The organism is Rhodococcus sp. WWJCD1 (genome assembly GCF_002258735.1).
GTDB lineage: Bacteria > Actinomycetota > Actinomycetes > Mycobacteriales > Mycobacteriaceae > Rhodococcoides.
Genome location: NZ_NOXY01000032.1, coordinates 118092 through 136294, shown reverse-complemented (window position 1 = coordinate 136294; position 18203 = coordinate 118092). Strand labels below are relative to the sequence as shown.

17 protein-coding genes are annotated in these 18203 nt (G+C 65.4%); 8 read left to right on the top strand and 9 right to left on the bottom strand.

Features of this window, described 5'->3' with window-relative positions; all coding sequences use genetic code 11:
* The first annotated feature begins 218 nt into the window (after positions 1-218).
* The 3 genes from CH286_RS25770 to CH286_RS25760 all read left to right on the top strand — a co-directional run bounded on the left by CH286_RS25770 (position 219) and on the right by CH286_RS25760 (position 2558).
* The gene (locus tag CH286_RS25770; protein ID WP_176458351.1) at positions 219-1286 is read left to right on the top strand and encodes an NlpC/P60 family protein; all 1068 of its coding nucleotides are present in this window, start codon (positions 219-221) and stop codon (positions 1284-1286) included.
* 101 nt (positions 1287-1387) lie between these two features.
* On the top strand, positions 1388-1810 hold the full coding sequence (locus CH286_RS28460) for a DUF6153 family protein (RefSeq protein WP_369597548.1): 423 nt from the start codon (positions 1388-1390) through the stop codon (positions 1808-1810).
* Between the two features lie 91 nt (positions 1811-1901).
* Complete coding sequence (locus CH286_RS25760; RefSeq protein ID WP_094610770.1) at positions 1902-2558, top strand: DUF305 domain-containing protein; 657 nt, start codon at positions 1902-1904, stop codon at positions 2556-2558.
* A gap of 269 nt (positions 2559-2827) precedes the next feature.
* Here the strand turns inward: CH286_RS25760 and CH286_RS25755 are convergent, their stop codons facing one another.
* Genes CH286_RS25755 through CH286_RS25735 form a run of 5 tightly spaced genes read right to left on the bottom strand, consistent with a single transcriptional unit; the run spans position 2828 to position 6241 of the window.
* On the bottom strand, positions 2828-3649 hold the full coding sequence (locus CH286_RS25755; protein WP_094610769.1) for a cytochrome c biogenesis CcdA family protein: 822 nt from the start codon (positions 3647-3649) through the stop codon (positions 2828-2830).
* Positions 3646-4215 (bottom strand): TlpA disulfide reductase family protein, encoded by a 570-nt coding sequence (locus CH286_RS25750; RefSeq protein WP_094610768.1) that lies wholly within the window; start codon positions 4213-4215, stop codon positions 3646-3648. The genes CH286_RS25755 and CH286_RS25750 overlap by 4 nt, the downstream gene beginning before the upstream one ends.
* A gap of 59 nt (positions 4216-4274) precedes the next feature.
* Complete coding sequence (locus CH286_RS25745) at positions 4275-4904, bottom strand: TlpA family protein disulfide reductase (protein ID WP_094610767.1); 630 nt, start codon at positions 4902-4904, stop codon at positions 4275-4277.
* A gap of 55 nt (positions 4905-4959) precedes the next feature.
* Positions 4960-5607 (bottom strand): vitamin K epoxide reductase family protein, encoded by a 648-nt coding sequence (locus CH286_RS25740; RefSeq protein WP_094610766.1) that lies wholly within the window; start codon positions 5605-5607, stop codon positions 4960-4962.
* Complete coding sequence (locus tag CH286_RS25735) at positions 5582-6241, bottom strand: DsbA family protein (RefSeq protein ID WP_094610765.1); 660 nt, start codon at positions 6239-6241, stop codon at positions 5582-5584. The genes CH286_RS25740 and CH286_RS25735 overlap by 26 nt, the downstream gene beginning before the upstream one ends.
* A gap of 136 nt (positions 6242-6377) precedes the next feature.
* On the opposite strand from CH286_RS25735, the gene CH286_RS25730 reads away from it, so the two are divergent.
* Genes CH286_RS25730 through CH286_RS25720 form a run of 3 tightly spaced genes read left to right on the top strand, consistent with a single transcriptional unit; the run spans position 6378 to position 9324 of the window.
* Positions 6378-6776 carry an ArsR/SmtB family transcription factor gene (locus CH286_RS25730; RefSeq protein WP_094610764.1) on the top strand — a complete coding sequence of 133 codons (399 nt, stop codon included), beginning with the start codon at positions 6378-6380 and terminating at the stop codon, positions 6774-6776.
* Positions 6769-8976 (top strand): heavy metal translocating P-type ATPase, encoded by a 2208-nt coding sequence (locus CH286_RS25725; protein ID WP_094610763.1) that lies wholly within the window; start codon positions 6769-6771, stop codon positions 8974-8976. The genes CH286_RS25730 and CH286_RS25725 overlap by 8 nt, the downstream gene beginning before the upstream one ends.
* A gap of 48 nt (positions 8977-9024) precedes the next feature.
* Positions 9025-9324 carry a DUF3703 domain-containing protein gene (locus tag CH286_RS25720; protein WP_094610762.1) on the top strand — a complete coding sequence of 100 codons (300 nt, stop codon included), beginning with the start codon at positions 9025-9027 and terminating at the stop codon, positions 9322-9324.
* Between the two features lie 9 nt (positions 9325-9333).
* Here the strand turns inward: CH286_RS25720 and ccsB are convergent, their stop codons facing one another.
* From ccsB to lnt, 3 genes are read right to left on the bottom strand one after another with little or no spacing between them, the layout of a single operon-like run.
* Positions 9334-10296 carry a c-type cytochrome biogenesis protein CcsB gene (ccsB, locus tag CH286_RS25715; RefSeq protein ID WP_094610761.1) on the bottom strand — a complete coding sequence of 321 codons (963 nt, stop codon included), beginning with the start codon at positions 10294-10296 and terminating at the stop codon, positions 9334-9336.
* Positions 10297-10300: 4 nt separating this feature from the next.
* A complete protein-coding gene (gene resB / locus CH286_RS25710; RefSeq protein ID WP_051364853.1) occupies positions 10301-11926 on the bottom strand; it encodes a cytochrome c biogenesis protein ResB in 1626 nt (541 codons plus the stop codon).
* A gap of 27 nt (positions 11927-11953) precedes the next feature.
* Positions 11954-13429, bottom strand: coding sequence for an apolipoprotein N-acyltransferase (gene lnt / locus CH286_RS25705; RefSeq protein ID WP_255139220.1), 1476 nt, complete (start codon positions 13427-13429; stop codon positions 11954-11956).
* A gap of 238 nt (positions 13430-13667) precedes the next feature.
* Between lnt and lspA the strand changes: the two genes are divergently transcribed.
* Positions 13668-14234, top strand: coding sequence for a signal peptidase II (gene lspA, locus CH286_RS25700; RefSeq protein WP_255139164.1), 567 nt, complete (start codon positions 13668-13670; stop codon positions 14232-14234).
* Positions 14235-14411: 177 nt separating this feature from the next.
* Here lspA and CH286_RS25695 read toward each other — a convergent pair whose 3' ends face one another.
* A complete protein-coding gene (locus CH286_RS25695) occupies positions 14412-15335 on the bottom strand; it encodes a cation diffusion facilitator family transporter (RefSeq protein ID WP_094610814.1) in 924 nt (307 codons plus the stop codon).
* A 197-nt stretch (positions 15336-15532) separates the two neighbouring features.
* Here CH286_RS25695 and CH286_RS25690 point away from each other — a divergent pair, with 197 nt between their 5' ends.
* The gene (locus CH286_RS25690; protein WP_094610813.1) at positions 15533-17557 is read left to right on the top strand and encodes a cytochrome c oxidase assembly protein; all 2025 of its coding nucleotides are present in this window, start codon (positions 15533-15535) and stop codon (positions 17555-17557) included.
* Positions 17558-18203: the final 646 nt, after the last annotated feature.

Sequence of the window (18203 nt, the reverse complement as noted above, 5' to 3'; positions counted from 1 at the left end):
GGTGAGTCGGCGTCAATCGACGCCGACTCGCCGCCCATACGGCACAGGCGTCGAGCGTCGACGCGAGCCTCAGTCGACCGTGAGGAACCGTCTACGACTGCCGATACCCGACAATGGTGACCGGCGAGGCCGGACACAGTCCCATGCGGCTCTCGCCGCGCTCCGTTTCCTTCGCTGGTGACGCAGGGAACCCACACCGACCCCAGAGGATTTCTTCTGTGCATTCTTTTTCAGGCCCGACGCGGCGTGTCCGCGCTACCCTGATCGCCTCGATCATCGTTGTTGCCGCGGCATTTTCGGCAAATGCTCCAGCTTCGGCGGACCCTGCTGCACCCCCGGTGAACGCATCCGAAGCCGTACGACAACTCGCTGAACTCAATGCGACCGCCTTCACTCTCACCGAGAGCATGTACGCCGCGCAGGACACCCTCGATCGTCGCCGCGGCGAACTGAGTACCGCAGTTCGATTCGCCCACGAGACCTCGGCGGCGGCTCGGGAAGCCGAAGTGGCCGCATCTGCCAACCGTCGAGCACTGGCCACAGCTGTCGACGCCGCGTACAAAGGTGTACCGCAATCCCCTCTCGGGGCCGTTCTGGTCGCGGACAGCCCACAGCAACTACTCGATCAGATGGTGTTGTTGGACCGGATCCTCGCCGATCGAGCCGCTGCACTCGCCGACTCGACACAGATCGACGACGAAGCGCGAGACCAGCTCGAACAAGCCCGGCAAGCACAGGCGTCCGCTGCGGTAGCCGAGGCGGACGCCGCACGTACACAACGCGACCTCGAGCAACGCCAGACCGACCTGGCCGATCAGATCGCCAAAATCACCGACCGATTCGCCGCCCTCACCGATGCGGATCGAGCTGCCATCGTCAGCCCCGGCACCACGAATCCTTCCGAGCTACCCGCCGCCGTCTCGGCTGCGAGTGGAACATCAGCGGAGGCGATGCGCATCGCCCTCGACCAACTCGGCAAACCCTATTCCTGGGGAGCTACCGGGCCGGGGTCCTTCGATTGCTCCGGACTGATCTACTTCGCCTACAAACAACTGGGACTGACCGTTCCACGCGTGGCCGCAGACCAAGCACGAGCGGGCACACCTGTCTCCCGCGAATCAGTGCAACCGGGTGACTTCATCTCTCTCTACTCACCGATCGGACACATCGGGATCTACATCGGCGACGGGAAATACGTCAACGCCCCCACCGGCGGCGACGTCGTCAAAGTCGCGCCCGTTCCCTGGGATGAAGTGACGGCAATCAACCGGCCCATCGCCACCTGATTCGATGTCCACGGTCCGGACGCCGCGACCGCGAGGAGGCCGGATGCCCCGTGTGGCGGACCGGTAAGATCGAACCGGTGAGGACTTCAGCCACGGAACCTATGAACCAGAAGTGGCTCCTAGGTGCTGTTTGCGCTTCGGTAGTGCTGTTCGGGGTCCTTCTCATGCATTCTGCGCCGATGTCGTTCGCAACGGCGACGGGTATCGGCGAACACTCGATGACCTCGGCGGTGAGCGCTCCACCTGCCGTCGACGAGCATTCGGGAGCATCATCTGCGACAGCATCGGAGAGTGGTTCCGCAGCACACTGCGGGAACGGCTGTGGCGATCACAGCTCGGTCATGCATCTGTGTCTGGCTATCATCGGTGCTGTCGCGGCGTTGGCCGTCTTACGGGCAATCGTTGTGGGCTTCGCCGGTTCTCTCGTCCACGCTGCGCGACTGACAGCAGTTCGTCATCGAACCGGGCACCCGCCGCCCTGGACCATTTTCACTCTCTCCGAGTTGTCTGTGCTTCGGATCTGACAGGTGACTCACCGTTGTGTGAGACACAGATATCGACGGGTCAGTGCGCCTGTCGATCCGAACCACCCCACCATAATTTCAGGAGTTTGTTATGCGTTCGAATCGACCTACCCGCTTCACGATCGCGATAACGGCGGCTTCCGCTGTCGCCGCCGCAATTCTCGCTGGCTGCAGCAGTAACGACGGCGAAATGAACATGCCCGGCATGTCGAGCAGCGATACACCGGCCTCGTCGTCCTCTCAGAATTCCGCCGAAGCATCGGCCGAATTCAACGATGCCGATGTCACGTTCGTCGAAGGGATGTACCCCCACCATGCACAAGCGGTGGAGATGGCCTCACTTGTCGACGGCCGAACCGAGAATGCTCAGGTCATCGAGCTGGCCCAGGCCATCGAAGCAGCTCAAGCACCGGAGATGGAGCAGATGAATGCTCTGCTCACCGCATGGGGACAGCCCGCAGCATCCGCCGACATGGGCGGAATGGACATGGGCGGAATGGACATGGGGAGCGGCGGCATGACCGGCATGATGAGCCAGGAAGACATGGACATGTTGGCGGCCGCCAACGGAGCGGAGTTCGACTCCATGTGGCTCACCATGATGATCGAGCACCACAAGGGGGCAATCGAGATGGCTCAGGTCGAGTTGGCCGACGGCTCCAATGCTGATGCCAAGGAGCTTGCCTCCACAATCATCGATGCGCAGCAGAGCGAAATCTCCACAATGGAAAGCCTGCTCGCCCAGTAACTCTCAACGCTGGGAACTATCAACTCGAAGGACCCTGACCCGTCGAGCTGCCACACCGATCAACACGGCCCCGGAAACATGCCCTCCCCTGCTGATGCACCCGCCTGCGGGGTCCTTGGGACACGCAGATCCGCGGGAGGAACAGGGCTCTCGGATCGAGTCATCGCGGCCCGGCGGGGGCGCGCCGTCGACAGAGAGTGGGTTCGATACCACCGGCACGGGCAGTTGGGGAGGCGTGATCTTGCACGTGCGGCTGCTCGGCTTCCTTCTCAGATGGGTAACACAACCGAACTGACGAATTCATTGCGTATCCAGGCAATGAACAGACCCCACACCCCCGTCAGCAGGGCGACACCGACGGCGATCATGATCACTCCGCCTGCCACTTTGATTCTCTGCGAGTTCCGCCGTAGCCAGCCGACACCGCGCATCGCCGAACTCGAGCCGAACGCAAGGACCACGAACGGTAGACCGAGTCCCAGACAGTAGGCGACGATGAGAGTGACGCCGCGCGCTGCGGTTGCGCCTTCAGTGCCAGCGGCAACGGACAACACCCCGGCGAGCGTGGGGCCAAGGCACGGCGTCCAGCCGAGCGCGAACACGCCACCGAGCAGCGGCGCTCCAGCAAGAGACGAGATGGTTTGCGGCGCGAATCGAGTGTCGCGTTGGAATGCGGGAATGAACCCGATGAACGTCAAGCCCATGATGATCGTGATGGCACCGCCGACCTGCTGAAGCACCTGTTCGTTGATGCGCAGGGTGCCGATGACCCCGAAAATCGAGGCGGTGGCGAGGACGAAGACGATGGTGAAGCCGGCGACGAACAACCCCGCTGCACCTGCCACGCGCCAGCGGCTTGCCAGCTTCGACGGTGCTTCACCAGTCGAGGCGGCGGCGATCGGCGGCGCGTCGGCACCTGCGATGCCCGCCAGGTACGACAGGTAGCCCGGCACCAGGGGCACCACGCACGGTGATGCGAACGAGACCAGCCCGGCGAGCATGCATGCGGCGATCGCCAGCACCAGAGGTCCGCTCGATGCCAAATTTTGGAACGTCGAGCCAACGCCGCCTTGGGCAAGAAGAACAGTCATTCGTCTGCTATCCGTTCGACGACAGGGAGGAGGTCTTCGGTGAGAAGGGCACGCATGAACACTGCCGCCACCCGGTGCTCTCGATCGAGTACCAGCGTCGAGGGAATCACGCTGGTCGGGTAGTTCCCGCCGAGGGCGATCAGCGTCCGCATCGAGGGGTCGTAGATCGAGGGGTAGGAGACATTGTTGTCGACAACGAAGTCCTGCGCTTTGTCCTTCTGCGGATCTCGAACGTTGATACCGAGGAACTGCACACCGCGCTCGCGGGTTGCTACGTAGACCTCTTCGAGGTCGTCGGCTTCGCCGCGGCAGGGGCCGCACCATTGGCCCCAGAGATTGATGACGACGACCTCGCCGTCGTAGTCCGACAGTGCCGTGTTCTTCCCCTCCTCCATCAGATCGGGGCCGGCGAGTTCGCCTATGGTTCCGCGTGTTTCGGGGGGATCGTAGACGATGTCGGTTCGACCGCCGGGGGCGACGAAGTCGAAGCTGCCTCCCGGGGGCGCAGCCTGTGCGCCGTCGGAGCATCCGGAGATCAGTAGTACGAGGGCAAGAATCGATCCCATTGCCGCGGTGGGCGTGCTGCCCTGACGGCGCGCACCGACCCACGCAGGGAGAAAACGTGTCATGAGGTGAAATCCTTTACTGCAGTGCGGATCTGGTCTGTCGTCTCGAACACCGTCGGGTCGGTGACGCGCTCGACCGTTCCGTCCGGGCGGAGGAGAAAGCTCAAGGGAAGGACCGGCGGTGCCGAGAGCGCGTCCAGGACGCTGCCGCCGTCGATGTAGTTCGGATAGCGGACGCCCAGTTGCGTGAGCAGCGCGGCCGCGTCCGCGGGCCGGTCCTCGACGTCGATTCCGATGACTGGGATCGCGTCGAGTTCTCCGGCGTAGGCATCGAGTACCGGCATCTCGGTGCGGCACGGGCCGCACCAGGATGCCCACAGGTTGATCAGCGTCACCTCGCTTCCGAGAACGTCGGCGAGATCGACATCGTCGGCGCTGCCGATGCAGCGTGCTATCACTCCCGCCAGCGGACCGCCTTCGCGCGGTACCGGCGGCGGACACAGCGGTAGCGCTGTTGCTCGTGCCGCGTCATCCGGCGGGCGGGACAATGTGAGTTCGGGTCCGACCGGCGCGACATTGTTGGCAATGGCCTCGGACGGGCCGCCCTCGACGCCACCGGAGCGGGGCCACAGTGCGACGATCGATGCAACGACAACGACGAGCATGACGATCGACCAGCCGCGCGTCATCGCCGTGACCTTCTTTCTCGAGAGAGCGGCAGAGGGGCGAACGGTACGTCGCGGATCATAGGAGCGTGGACCAGTACGACCAGAAACGCTGCGCGATCAGGGCGATGAGGACGAGAAACCACACGGTCAGCGGAATCGAGTGATTGCGAATCAGCGAGTCAAGCCGTAGCCGAAACCATTGCCCAAGAGCGGATTTCGACCTGGCGCGGTCGAGGTTGCGCAGCGTGACGTACCAGAAGATCGGTACGGTGACCGCCCACACCGCCATGCAGTACGGGCACAGGGCGCCGATCTCGTACAGGCTCTGCGCGATCAGCCAGTGCACGAAGACTGCGGCAGCAGTGACACCGACCTGCATCGCACCCCAGAACCACTGTGCGAACACCGCACCGGCGAGAAGGGCGGCACCCACTGCCGCCACCACTGCGAAGCCTGCGATCCCGAGAAGGGAATTGGGAAATCCGAACGCAGACGCCTGCAGGGTGTCCATCACCGATCCGCAGTTGAGCACCGGATTGATGCTGCAGGTCGGGGCGTAGGCGGGATCGAGCGCCAGAGCGAACTTTTCCACCGTGAGCACGAACGCGGCGGTCAGGCCGATCAGGCCGCCCACCAACAGCAGCCAGGGCAGGCCCCGGGCGAACGATCCACCGGGTCGGGTCTCGGCCGCTGGGAGGTCAGCCGAGTGCAGCGTCGAGGGCATCGGCCAGGTCTCCGTACGTGGTGGGTTCGATCTTGGTGCCGTTGAGGAAGAACGTCGGGGTGCCCTGCACGCCGAGCGCGATCCCGTCCGCGACGTCGGCCTCGATGCGCGCGAGCGTCGCAGGGTCGGTGTAGGCGGCATCGAAGGCGCTCATGTCGAGCCCTTGCTCGACGGCGAAGCTGCGGAACAACTCGTCCTGCGGAACCTGCTGTTCGCCCCACTGCGCCTGCGTTTCGTACATGCGCTGATACATGGCCTCGAATCCGCCCTGCTGGGCCGCGGCTTCGACTGCGCGTGCGGCTCGTTCGGCATTGAAGTGGGAGGCGATCGGAAAGTAGCGGGCCACGAAGCTCACCCGGTCGCCGTACTCTTCACGCAATTGCTCGATCGCCGGGTAGGCCGATCGGCAGGCCTCGCACTCGAAGTCGAGGAACTCCACGAACGTGACCCGGCCGTCGGGCACCGAGTTCAACCGATGACTGTTCTCGCGCACCGCAATCGAGGCAGGGTCGGTCGCGGCCTGCTCGGCGGCGGCAGCATCCGGAGACCCCGATCGATCCATCACCAGAAATACAGCCAACGCGGCGGCGAACACGATCACCAGGGACAAGGAAATCTTCAACGCTCGGCTCATACAACTACCTTCTCGATTCGTTCGGACTGATCAATGGGTCCGATATGGGCGTTTCGACTCGTTATGACACTAACAATCGTACGAACGTTGACCGAGAGGCCTTCCTTAACGATCGCATGATTGTTAGATTGTGCGCATGGCCTTGGAACCTCTGGACTCGTGCGATCTGTTGTGTATGGACCTCCCTCACGCCGAGAGGGTTCGCGCTACTCTGCCCGCGCTCGGCGATATCGAACCGGTCGCCGACGCTGCCCGAGCATTCGGCGACCCCACCCGACTGACCATCGCGCTCGCGTTGAACGCCGGCGGGCAGATGTGTGGCTGCGACATCGCGTGGATCGTGGGACAGAGCCAGAAGCTGGTCTCCCACCATCTCCGCAAACTCAAAGCCGCGGACGCGGTCACATCGAACAGAGACGGAAAGTTGGTCATGTATTCGCTCACCGACCGCGGCACCCGACTGCTCGCGACACTGGCCGAGGTACTGCCCACCGCCTCGGCCACCGCTGAAGTCACCGGGGTCGATCATGGCTGACGCGTGCTGCGGACCTACCCCGGCAGCGCCGACCACCGAATCCACTGCTGACGGTGCGGGCACGGGAGGTCTGGCTCCGACCGATGCACTCCCGAGGTTGTGGCAGGTCCGCGAGCTGCAACTCGCCTCGGCCGCCGCGATCGTCCTGGGCGCATCGTGGTTGCTCGGTCGAACGGGTGCCGATGCGGTTGCGACCGTCGGCGCTCTGATCGCTGCCGCGATCGCCGCCGTCACCTTCGTTCCCGCGACGGTGAGAAATCTGCGACACGGACGCATCGGTGTCGGCACGCTGATGACGATCGCGCTCCTCGGTGCCATCGCATTGGGCCAGATCCCCGAGGCCGCGATGCTCGGTATCTTGTTCTCCGTCGCCGAGGGGCTCGAGGAATACGCGGTCACCAAGACCCGCCGCGGACTGCGCGCACTCCTGTCGTTGGTGCCGCCGACGGTATCTGTCCTGCGCGGTGGAACCGAGCAGGCCCTGTCCCCCGACGATGTCGTGATCGGGGACATCATGGTGCTGCGGCCGGGTGAGCGAGCTGCCACGGACGGCACCATCGCTCGCGGTTCGACGAATCTGGACGTGTCTGCGATCACCGGCGAGTCCGTGCCCATCGAAGCCGGTGTCGGTGACGAGGTGCATGCCGGTGCCATCAACGGCGGCGGGGCCATCGAGGTCACCGTCACCGCGCCGGCATCGGAGAGTTCGCTTGCTCGCATCGTCCGCATCGTCGAACAGGCCCAGGACCGCAAAGGGGCCGGCCAACGGCTGGCGGACCGTATCGCACGTCCGCTCGTGCCCTCGATCATGATTCTCGCCGTACTCGTCGCCGGCGTCGGTGCGGTGCTCGGTGACCCCATGTTGTGGCTCGAACGCGCACTGGTGGTCCTGGTCGCGGCATCACCGTGCGCGTTGGCCATCTCGGTGCCGCTGTCGGTGGTGGCGGCGATCGGGGCTGCGAGCCGCAACGGGGCATTGATCAAAGGCGGTGCAGCAGTGGAAGAGCTGGGCTGCATTCGCGTCGTCGCCTTGGACAAGACCGGCACCCTCACTGCAGGACGACCGGAGGTCGTCGACGTCGTCACCGCTGCGGGAATCAGCCGCGACGCCGCGCTGGCCGTTGCTGCTGCGCTCGAAGCGCGCAGCGAGCATCCACTCGCCCGCGCCGTACTGGCCTCCGTATCGACCGTCGCGGCAGCCGATGATGTCACTGCCATCGCCGGGCACGGCCTGACCGGCACCCTCGACGGAGCCGCGATCAGGCTCGGGAAACCGAGCTGGTTCGACACACACCCCAGCTCCGAGGAGTTCCGCGCCGACGTCGCTCGTCTGCAGAGCGGCGGTGCCACAGTCGTTCTCGTCGAACGCGCCGGAGTTCTGATCGCTGCGATCGCCGTCCGCGACGAACTGCGGCCCGAGGCCGCCGAGGCTGTCCGGCAACTCACCGCGCTCGGTATCGACACTGCGATGCTCACCGGCGACAACGCGCTCACTGCGCAGGCTCTGGCGACCCAGGCGGGCATCACCGCCGTCCACGCCGAACTACTGCCCGAGGACAAAGCGGCCCTGCTGACCGACATCGCGGCCGGACGCAAGATTGCGATGGTCGGCGACGGCATCAACGACGCTCCCGCCTTGGCGACCGCAGATGTCGGTATCGCCATGGGCGCGATGGGAACCGACGTTGCCATCGAGACCGCCGATGTTGCCCTCATGGGGGAAGACCTCCGGCATCTACCGCAGGTGCTGGCCCACGCTCGACGCGCCCGGCGCATCATGATCGAGAACATCGCCTTGTCGATTGCCATCATCGGCGTGCTCGTCCCACTGGCTGCTACCGGTGTCCTGGGCTTGGCCACTGTGGTGCTCGTCCACGAACTCGCCGAAGTCCTGGTCATTGCCAATGCGATTCGCGCCGCCCGCACCACGCCCTTGGACGGTTTCGTGCCCCCGCCCGCGGCGTCCGGTGCCCTCAACGTCACGATCGCGCCCGCAGCGGCCTTCGAGGATGCCTGCTGTGCTCCGGCTCCGACGCCGAGGAACATCTCACCTCTCGCATCTGGGAACCTACTGGCCTCCACCACCGCACCGTCACCGTCGGCGATCGGAGCAGACGATGGCAGCTCCGGGTGCTCGGATGGATGTACCTGCTGCACATCGACTCCCGCGTACGGCGAACTCTTCCGCGGAAAGAGGTAGAGACCTGTGCGCGGTGATCGAACTGCACGCAGGCTCTACGGGATCGACATGACCGCAGCCGCTGGGGCATCGACAACAGAGGTGCGCTGGTACCACCTCGAACGAGCACACATCCTCTCGCAGCCCTATCCGTGGTTGCATACTCGCAACCACGGCGCGATGTTGAAAGCTGCGGTGACAGAACACGATCGGCGCGAATCCTGGGGCCAGTTGATTCGGATCGTGGTCGCTGCTCCAGGATCGTGGTCGGGGCGATACCCGGCCGGTAACACCGGCCGGGTCGAGGCGGGACTGATGTCGCCGATGCCCATTCCGCGGGACCTTGCGGACGCGCTGGGGGGCACGTAGCGGGAGTCATCAGTTCAGGCCTGCGTAGGAGTGTAGGCCTGAGACGACCATGTTGATGATGAACAGGTTGAACAGCATCGCCACGAATCCGGCGATGTTGATCCATGCTGCGCGGGTGTTGCGCCATCCGCTGGTGGCGCGGGCGTGCAGGTAGGAGGCGTAGACGATCCAGGTGATGAAGGAGACCGTTTCTTTCGGGTCCCAGCCCCAGAATCGGCCCCATGCGGCTTCGGCCCAAATGGCGCCGAGGATGACGCCGACGCCGAAGAGTGGAAATGCGAAGATCGTGGTCTTGTACGCCAGGATGTCCAGTGTCTGCGCGGAGGGCAGACGGGCGACGATTCGGCTCATTCTGCTCCCCGAGGCCTCGGGATGCTTCATGCGGATCAGGAACAGCGCGCTTGCAACCCCGGAGATCAAGAACACCCCGCTGCCGAGCGAGACGATCGAGACGTGCACCGGCAGCCAGTACGACTGCAGTGCCGGTACCACCGGTGCTGCGTCGGCGTACAGCACGGTGCCGGCGACGAACAGGAGGATCAACGTCGGTACCAGGACGAACAACCACAGGGTGCGCAGCTGCTTGGAGCGCAGCACCACCAGTGCAGCCAGTACACCGGCCGCGCAGGTGACCGAGACGAATTCGTACATGTTGCCCCACGGCGGCCTGCCGGCGGCGATCCCGCGAAGAACGATCGACCCGACATGCAACGTCAGCGCCACCATCACCAGCCCGGCTCCGGTACGGCCCAGACGTTCGGACGGAACCCGCCGGGGTGCGTCGGGAATGCGTCCGGGCGTCGTCGATGTCGCTGCGATCACCCGCGTGCGCAGTCGCTCCATATTGTGCAGCGCCGCGCTACGGGTCGTCGCGAGCTGACCGAGGAATGCGATTGCGGCGAGGAGATAGACCACGAAGGCGGTCTCGAAGCTGATGTCGCTCCAACGGGCGAGGGTGTCGTCGATCGGCATGGTGCTACACCGTTTCTCTGTCGTGGGTCTCGGAGTCGCTCGGGGCTATCTGCGGCCAGATCTGTGACCGGAGGGTCTGGAATTCGGGTCCCCAGCCGGCGTGATCGGTGCGAGCCAGGCCGCCCATGTCCACTCGCGAGAGGCCGTGTTCGCCAAGGTGGGCCCGGAACCAGACGCGGCGGCGTGTGATCACCAGGGAGATCAGTAGTCCGGTCATCATCGTGATGGCGAACACGAGGACCCACCGCTGCGCGGGGTCGTATCCGACCTGCAGGTTCGCGAATTCCTTGGCACCGTCGAACCGGACGAGAGTGCCGTCGGAGAGGGTTGTCGATTCTCCGGGCCGCAGGTTGACCCGGTCCTGCTTGACCAGCCGGCCCTGGTTGATCATCTCCTGGTCCAGGGAGAAGATCGACTGCGGGATGCCGGTGTCGAGACCGGTGTCGCCCTTGTAGATGTCCACTGCCACAGCGGGATCGACCAATTCCGGGAAGCGGGAGGAGAGCAGATTTCCGTTGAATTGCGCGGTGGGCGCGAAGAGTCCTTCGATGGCGATCTGCCCGCGGCGGCGTTCGTCGGCGGTGGGGTAGGTCCCCCCGGGTGGGTCGAATCGCAGCGCGCCGCTGCTGAGGAACGTGGTGGCGTCGTCGGGGCGGAACTGCAGGGCTTCGGTGCGGGTCTGGCCGTCGGGGAAGGTGACGGTGAACTCGGGGGCATAGCCGTGTCCGGTGAGGTAGATGCGTTCGTCGCCGAGCCGGAGGGGTTCGTTGACTTTGAGCTGATAATCGCGCCAGGTGTCGGCGGCGATGTCGTCGGCGCTCTGGTAGGAGATGTTCGAGGTGAACATCTCGGCCTGACCGTTCTCGAGATAATCGGCGGTGAAGTCCTTGACCCGGATACAGAACGGCTCGAGTCCGGTGCCGTCGGTGCTGTTGCCGGCGCGGAAGGAGTCGTAGACGGCGGGAGAGGTGTTGCAGAAACCGGGTCCGTTGTCGGCGATGACGATGACCGAGCCTTCGTAGCCGAACAGTTTGCCGATGGCGATAGCGGCGAGCAGACCGATCAGCGAGAAGTGGAAGAGCAAGTTCCCGGCCTCGCGGGTATAGCCCTTCTCGGCCGAGAGAGTCAGTGCCCCATCGGGCTCGGGTCGAACGACGGTACGCCACCCTTTCAAGTGCGGCGCGATGTCGGCAAGCACCTTCTCGGGGTCACCGGCGAGGGTGCCCGAATGATGCAACGGTAGTCGAGTGAGATTTCGGGGTACTCGAACAGGTTGTGCGCGAAGAGCTTTGCCGTGCTCGATCAACCGGGGAGTCAGACAGCCGATCAGAGACACGAACAGCAGGACGTAGATCGCGGTGAACCAGGAACTTGCGAACACGTCGAACAATTCCAGTGTGTCCATCACCGGCCCGAGAGCCGGGCGCGCGGCGATGTAGGCATCGACGGCCTGGGTATTGAGATTGCGCTGCGGCAGCAATGCGCCGGGGATTGCTGCGGCGGCGAGGAAAAACAGCAGCACCAGCGCTGTACGCATCGACGTCAGTTGTCGCCACCGGTTGCGCAGCATCGCCACCGTTCTGCGCACCAGTCCCGGCGAGTGCACACCGGGGTGTTCCTCGATCGTCATCTCCGCACGCCCGTCACCGACCACCATCTAAATACTACGCGACATAGTAGTTGATGGGTTCGGTGTGGTGGAGCGTGGTCGGCGCAGCAGCGAGAACGCCAGTGCCGCAACAGCGCCGGTGGCGGCAATCCATTCCGGAACGCTGCCGGTGATCGTCGCCGGGGTGAGCGTGGTGCTCAGTGACACCTCGGTGACGACAGCTGCGGGGGTGAACAGCTCCGTGCGCTCGACGACCTCCCCGCGTGCATCGATGACGGCGCTGACGCCGCTGGTGGCCGAAACGACGACGCTGCGCCCGTGTTCGACCGCTCGTACCCGCGACATGGCGAGTTGTTGGTAGGTCATGTTCGTGCGTCCGAAGGTGGCGTTGTTGGTCGGCACTGCGATCAGCTGGGCACCGGCGCGAACGGAGTCGGTGAGCAATGCATCGAAGGCGACCTCGTAGCAGGTGGCCACCGCGACGGGCACTCCGGCGAGGTCGAGGACGCCGTTGCCCTGACCCGGAACGAAGCGTCCTGCTTGGGCGGCGTAGGGAGAGAGTGCGGTGACGATCGTGCGCATCGGCAGGTATTCGCCGAACGGCACCAGTCGACGTTTGTCGTGCATCTGCCCTGGGCCGGTGACAGGATCCCACACGATCGAGGTGTTGCTCGTGGTGCCATCGTCTCGGCGCAGTACTGTGCCGACGAGTACGGGGACTCCGACGGCGCGGGCTGCGGCGTCGATTCGTGCGGCGGCATCGGGGTTGCGCAGGGGATCGATGTCGGAGGAGTTCTCCGGCCAGACGACCAGATCGGGTGCGCGCACGCGGCCGGAGTCGATGTCGTCGGCGAGCTCGATGGTGCGCTGAACGTGATTGTCGAGCACTGCTCGTCGTTGGGCGTTGAAGTCGAGACCGAGCCGCGGGACGTTGCCTTGCACCAAGGCGACGGTGACCGTGTCCTGCGGCGGCGGAGCGAACAGTGGAGCTACCACCGTGAGCGCCCCTACAGCAGTGGCCGCACCGATGCACGACGCTGCTGCAGTTCTGCGGGTGATGCGATCGGAAGCGATGGCACCGGCCAGAGCGGACCCGATCAGCACCACGACGAACGACAACCCCGGCGCGCCGATCAACGCAGCCAGAGGCAGCAGCGGACCGTCGGATTGACCGAATGCGATGCGGCCCCAGGGGAATCCGCCGAACGGGACACGTGAGCGCGCAGCTTCGATCGCCACCCAGGCGCTCGCCACCCAGACCGGCGCCCACGGCAGTCGGGACATCCGATCCGCTACCGCGCCGAACATCGCCACGAAGAGGGCTTGAACGACGGCCAGCGCCAGCCACGGCACCGATCCGACGTACTCCCCCACCCACGGCAGCAGAGGCACGAAGAACGCCGAGCCGGCGACGAAGCCGGCCCCCGCACGCGTCCCTCGCCCACGCACAGCCAACAGCAGCATTGCAATTGCTACCGGAGCGAGAAACCACAGATCGATGGGAGGGAACGTGGCGTACAACATCAGCCCGGACCACGCGGCGGCGAAGAGCCGGATCCAGGCGCGGACTCCGTTGCTGCCGGTCACCCACCGCGCCCGGCTCGGGTCGTAGACGAGAGGTCGAGGTCCGGGTTCGATGTCGGGAGCCGCCCTCATGACGGCACGCGCGTGCAGCCGGTACCGGAGCAGTCTCTGCCGTTCATCAATTACTATGTTGCATAGTATTTAAAGCTATGGCAACTCTGCGGTGGAGACCGATCCCATGCCGTCGACGCGCAACACCCGTCCGAGGTACACCCGAGAACGAGGATCCGTGAACCGCTCCCCCACCACGTCTCCCACGCGAGTGCGTGCTTACACAGTGACTCTCGTGCTGACATTGGTCGCTACCGCGCTGACCGTCGACTACTGGGCGCAACAAGCGTTGCCCGGCTCTCCGATCGCACTACCGGTCATCGAACTGCGACTCGCCTTCAACCGCGGAATGGCCTTCAGCCTGGGCGATTCGCTGCCTCTATGGGTGATCGTGTCGGTCACGGCGACGATCACCGCCGGGGTCGCGGCCTACGGATGGCACAGCGCTCGGCACGGGGAGCAGTGGACAACGGCAGCGCTGGCACTGATCCTCGCCGGTGCCCTGTCCAACGTTCTCGACCGGCTTGTCGATGGTGCGGTCACGGACTACTTCCACACTGGATGGTGGCCGACGTTCAACCTCGCCGATGTCTACATCACCAGCGGTGTCGTAGTGCTGATCGGTGCGTCGGTGTTCGTGCGGGATACAGCCGAGAGGCAGCCCGGTTCCGATTCGGCGGCCGCGCACACCTGACCGTGGACCTCACCGTCTGCGGCTCCTTCGCCGTGTCGCCGGTGCAGTGCTCCCTACGGACGTCCCTGTGGACCACCGACCGCGCCGCGCAGATCCATCTCACGACCCCGCGTGACCCGAGCCGGCGGGTTCGCACGACCCCGCCTCACCCACTTCGAAGACCTCGACTGCTCCCTGTCACCACGCCACTTCCCGACATCGACCCTCACCACGTCGAGGTTCGACCTGCAGCGTGGCGTGTTCGAGACTGTACTGATCGAGAAGGACCTGTTGAGCGGCAGCGAGCACCGGCGGTGAGGCGGTACCCGGGGTCACGGTCAAATGCGCCGACGCGACCTCCATCCCGGACGTCAGGGTCCAGATGTGCAGGTCGTGCACGTCCTCGACACCCTCGACGGCGGCCAACGACTTCTCGACCGCTGCCACGTCGATGCCCGACGGGGCGTGCTGCAGCAGTATCCGCACGGCGTGACGGCCCAGGTTGAACGCGCGCGGCAGGACGAACACTCCGATGGCGACCGCGATGACCGGATCGGCGTACCGCCATCCGAACAGAACGGTGACCAGCCCGCTGACGAGTACGCCGATCGAGCCGAGCATGTCCGCCATCACCTCGAGATACGCACCCCGAACGTTGAGGCTGTCCTTGGCACCGCTGCGCAGCAGGACGAACGCGATGAGGTTCATCACGAGCCCGAGGGTGGCCACCGCCATCACCGGGACGCCGGGGACCTCGGGCGGATTCGAGATGCGTTGCGCTGCTTCGTAAAGAATCCAACCGGCCACACCGAACAGCAGAAGTGCATTGAACAATGCGGCGAACACCTCGGCTCGGTAGAGCCCGAACGTGCGGGCAGCCTTGGTCGATTGTCGCTGCGCGAGTGTGATCGCCACGATCGCCATCAGTATCCCGAACACGTCGGTGAACACGTGTGCGGAATCGGAGAGCAGGGCCAGCGACGAGGTGGACAGGCCGACCACGACCTGCGTCACGAGGGTGACCGCCCCCAGGCCGACAGCGATCCACAGTCGGCCCAGGTGTTTTCCGGACGCGCTGGCCGGTGAACCCGGCTCGATCCCATGGCCGTGTCCGTGCCCCATCGTTGCTCCTTCGTCGTGTCCGGTCCGTAGAACGACAACATATTGCGATATGCGCATATGTGCAAGTGTTGAAGGATCGTCCGGCGGCGGCTGCCCGGACCCGTACAACTATCATTCGTAGTAGTTCATTGTCGGCGCAGGTCGGACTGCCTCGCGCCCATGCCGGAAACACGATCCACCGGGAAGAGGCGGACACCATGGCCACCGAAGCGGCCCGCTCGACCCGCGGCGCAGTGGATCGACGCTCCGGATCGCAGGTGATGTTGCTGTGCGCGGTGATTGCCGCGGTGGTCGCTGCACTGCTCGCCGCGATGTCGACGTCCCAAGCGCTCGTCCTGTTGGGTCTGCCCGATCCCGGCCCGGTCACCACGTTCGGGATCCCGGCACTGACCGCGATCGGCGAGGTGGCTGCCGTCGTGGCGGCGGGGTCGCTGCTCCTCGCGGCATTTCTCGTTCCGCCTCAGAGGTCGGGTGTGCTCGACATCGACGGGTACGTAGCCGTCCGCACCGCGGCGAAGGCCTCCGCAGTGTGGGCGGCGTGCGCGGCGGCGTTGGTGCCGCTGACGCTCTCGGACGCGTCGGGTCAACCTGTCGGATCCGTTGCGGCGCAACCGGTGCAGTTCCTCGGTGCGATCGGCGATGTCGAAGCCTCCACTGCATGGGCCATCACCTCTGCGGTCGCGGCGATCACCGCCGCAGCATGCGCGGCGGTGTTGCGGCATCGGTGGACCCCCGCCTTGTTCGCCCTGTCGATGCTCGCGTTGATCCCGCGCGCGGTCACCGGCCACTCCTCGACCGGCGGCAATCACGACATCGCGACGAACTCGTTGATTCTGCACATCCTCGCTGCCGCACTGTGGGTGGGCGGACTCCTCGCACTTCTCGCTCATACGCTGCGCGGGGGTGGACACCTTGCCGTCGCGACCCGCCGCTACTCGACGCTCGCTCTGGTTGCGTTCGTGATCATGGCGGTCTCCGGAGTGGTCAACGCTGCCGTGCGAGTACCCGTGACGTCGCTGTGGGATTCGACGTACGGCGCTCTGATACTGGCGAAGATCGCAGCCCTGGCGATCGTGGGGACCCTCGGGTGGATACAGCGACGACGAACGGTCGGCGCTCTGGCTCACGATCCCGAGAACCGCAGATCCCTGATCACGTTGTCGATGATCGAGACCCTCGTTCTCGTCACCACAGTGGGCCTGGCGGTCGCACTCGGCCGCACTCCCCCGCCCCCGCCGCAGGACGCCTCGCTACCTCAGGCGCACGAAGAGGCCTTGGGCTACGTGTTGGACGGCCCGCCCACCGCTGCGCGGTTGGCGTTCGAGTGGCGTTTCGACCTGGTGTTCGGCTCCGCGGCGGTGATCGCGGCCGTCCTCTACCTGGTGGCCGTGCGGCGCCGCCGGCGAGCAGGCCTGCCATGGCGGAGGCGGTGGACAGCGAGCTGGTTGACGGGCACTGCGGTGCTGCTCGTGGCGACCTCGTCCGGGGTCGGGCTCTACAGCCCGGCGATGTTCAGCGTGCACATGGCGGGACTGACCGCGGTCGCCATCGCCGTGCCGCTGCTGTTGGTCCTCGGCCGACCGGCCACCTTGGTCGCCTCGGTCCTGCCGACCGCGCCGGCAGCCGAGGTACCGGGTTCGCGCGAATGGCTCCGGGCTGCATGGCACAGCCGAGCAGCCCGGATCGCGATCCACCCGTGGGTCAGCACCACGGTGTTCCTGAGCAGCTTCTACCTGCTCTACCCCGGCGGAGTGTTCGACACCGTCGCCGACTCGCATGTGGCACACATGGTGATGAAGGGCTGGTTCCTGACCGTCGGGATGGTGATGTTCTGGGGCACGGTCGGCGAAGACCCGGTACCGAGACCGATCGCGGGACTGACGAAGTTGCTCGCGAGTATCACCGCGTTGGCCGGGTTCGCATTCTTCCTCGTCGTGACGATCGATCTCGAGACCGCGCTCGGAGCGAGCTTCTACAGCGGACTGCGTCTGGACTGGAACGCAGACCTGCTGGCCGACCAGCGGCGCGGCGGCACTCTGGCGTGGGGTATCGGCGAGTTGCCGTTGCTCGCTGCCGCGGTTCTCGCCGCGGTCCGGTGGTCGACGGCCGACGAGAGCGCGGCACGGCAACGAGATCGCCGAGTCGACGATCAAGGTGATACCGAACTCGAGGCGTACAACACCATGCTCGGTGGCCTGTCCTCTCGGCGGGACCACCCCTGATACCCGAGGAATCCGTTCTCGGTCAGGGTCGCCGTTGCCCGCGGGATGTCCTCCGAGGACCGTGACCAGCGTTATGGGTGAATCCGGGTCGAGTGGGATGGAAAAACTATGCTTGATAGTAGTAACCTGTGGCCTGACCGTCACCATTTCGTTATCTCGAGCGAGGCCTCGGCCTCGTAGCCACCAAGGATTGTGATCTTGGCCCGACACCGCACACCCGATCCGATCGACGACGACTGCGCAGCGCCGGCGCGCGGCGGCGTGATCTCGATGCCCGTCGGCACCAGGACGCTGGCGCTCACCGATCGCCCCCGTCATCGACGGGCCGAGTTCGCACCCTCGCGTTTCGTGACCGAGTCGCCCGCCGATGCCGGGTACTCCGATAACCGGTCGGAGGACGAGCGCACGCCCTCGGCGCAGACGCCCGCACCGGATGGACCTGCTCACGCGGTCAGCGCCGCCTGGGACACCGCGGGCGCGGACACTACCGCGTCGATGTGGGCGGCGCACGTGGCCGGTCCGGACGAGACGACGCACGGCGAGGGTGACCGCGATGTAGTCCAGCCCGTGTCGCGAAGTGCTCGCCGCGGACTTCGAAGTGCTCGCCGCGGACTTCATCGCCGCCGGGTGCCGAAGCCGGGTGGCC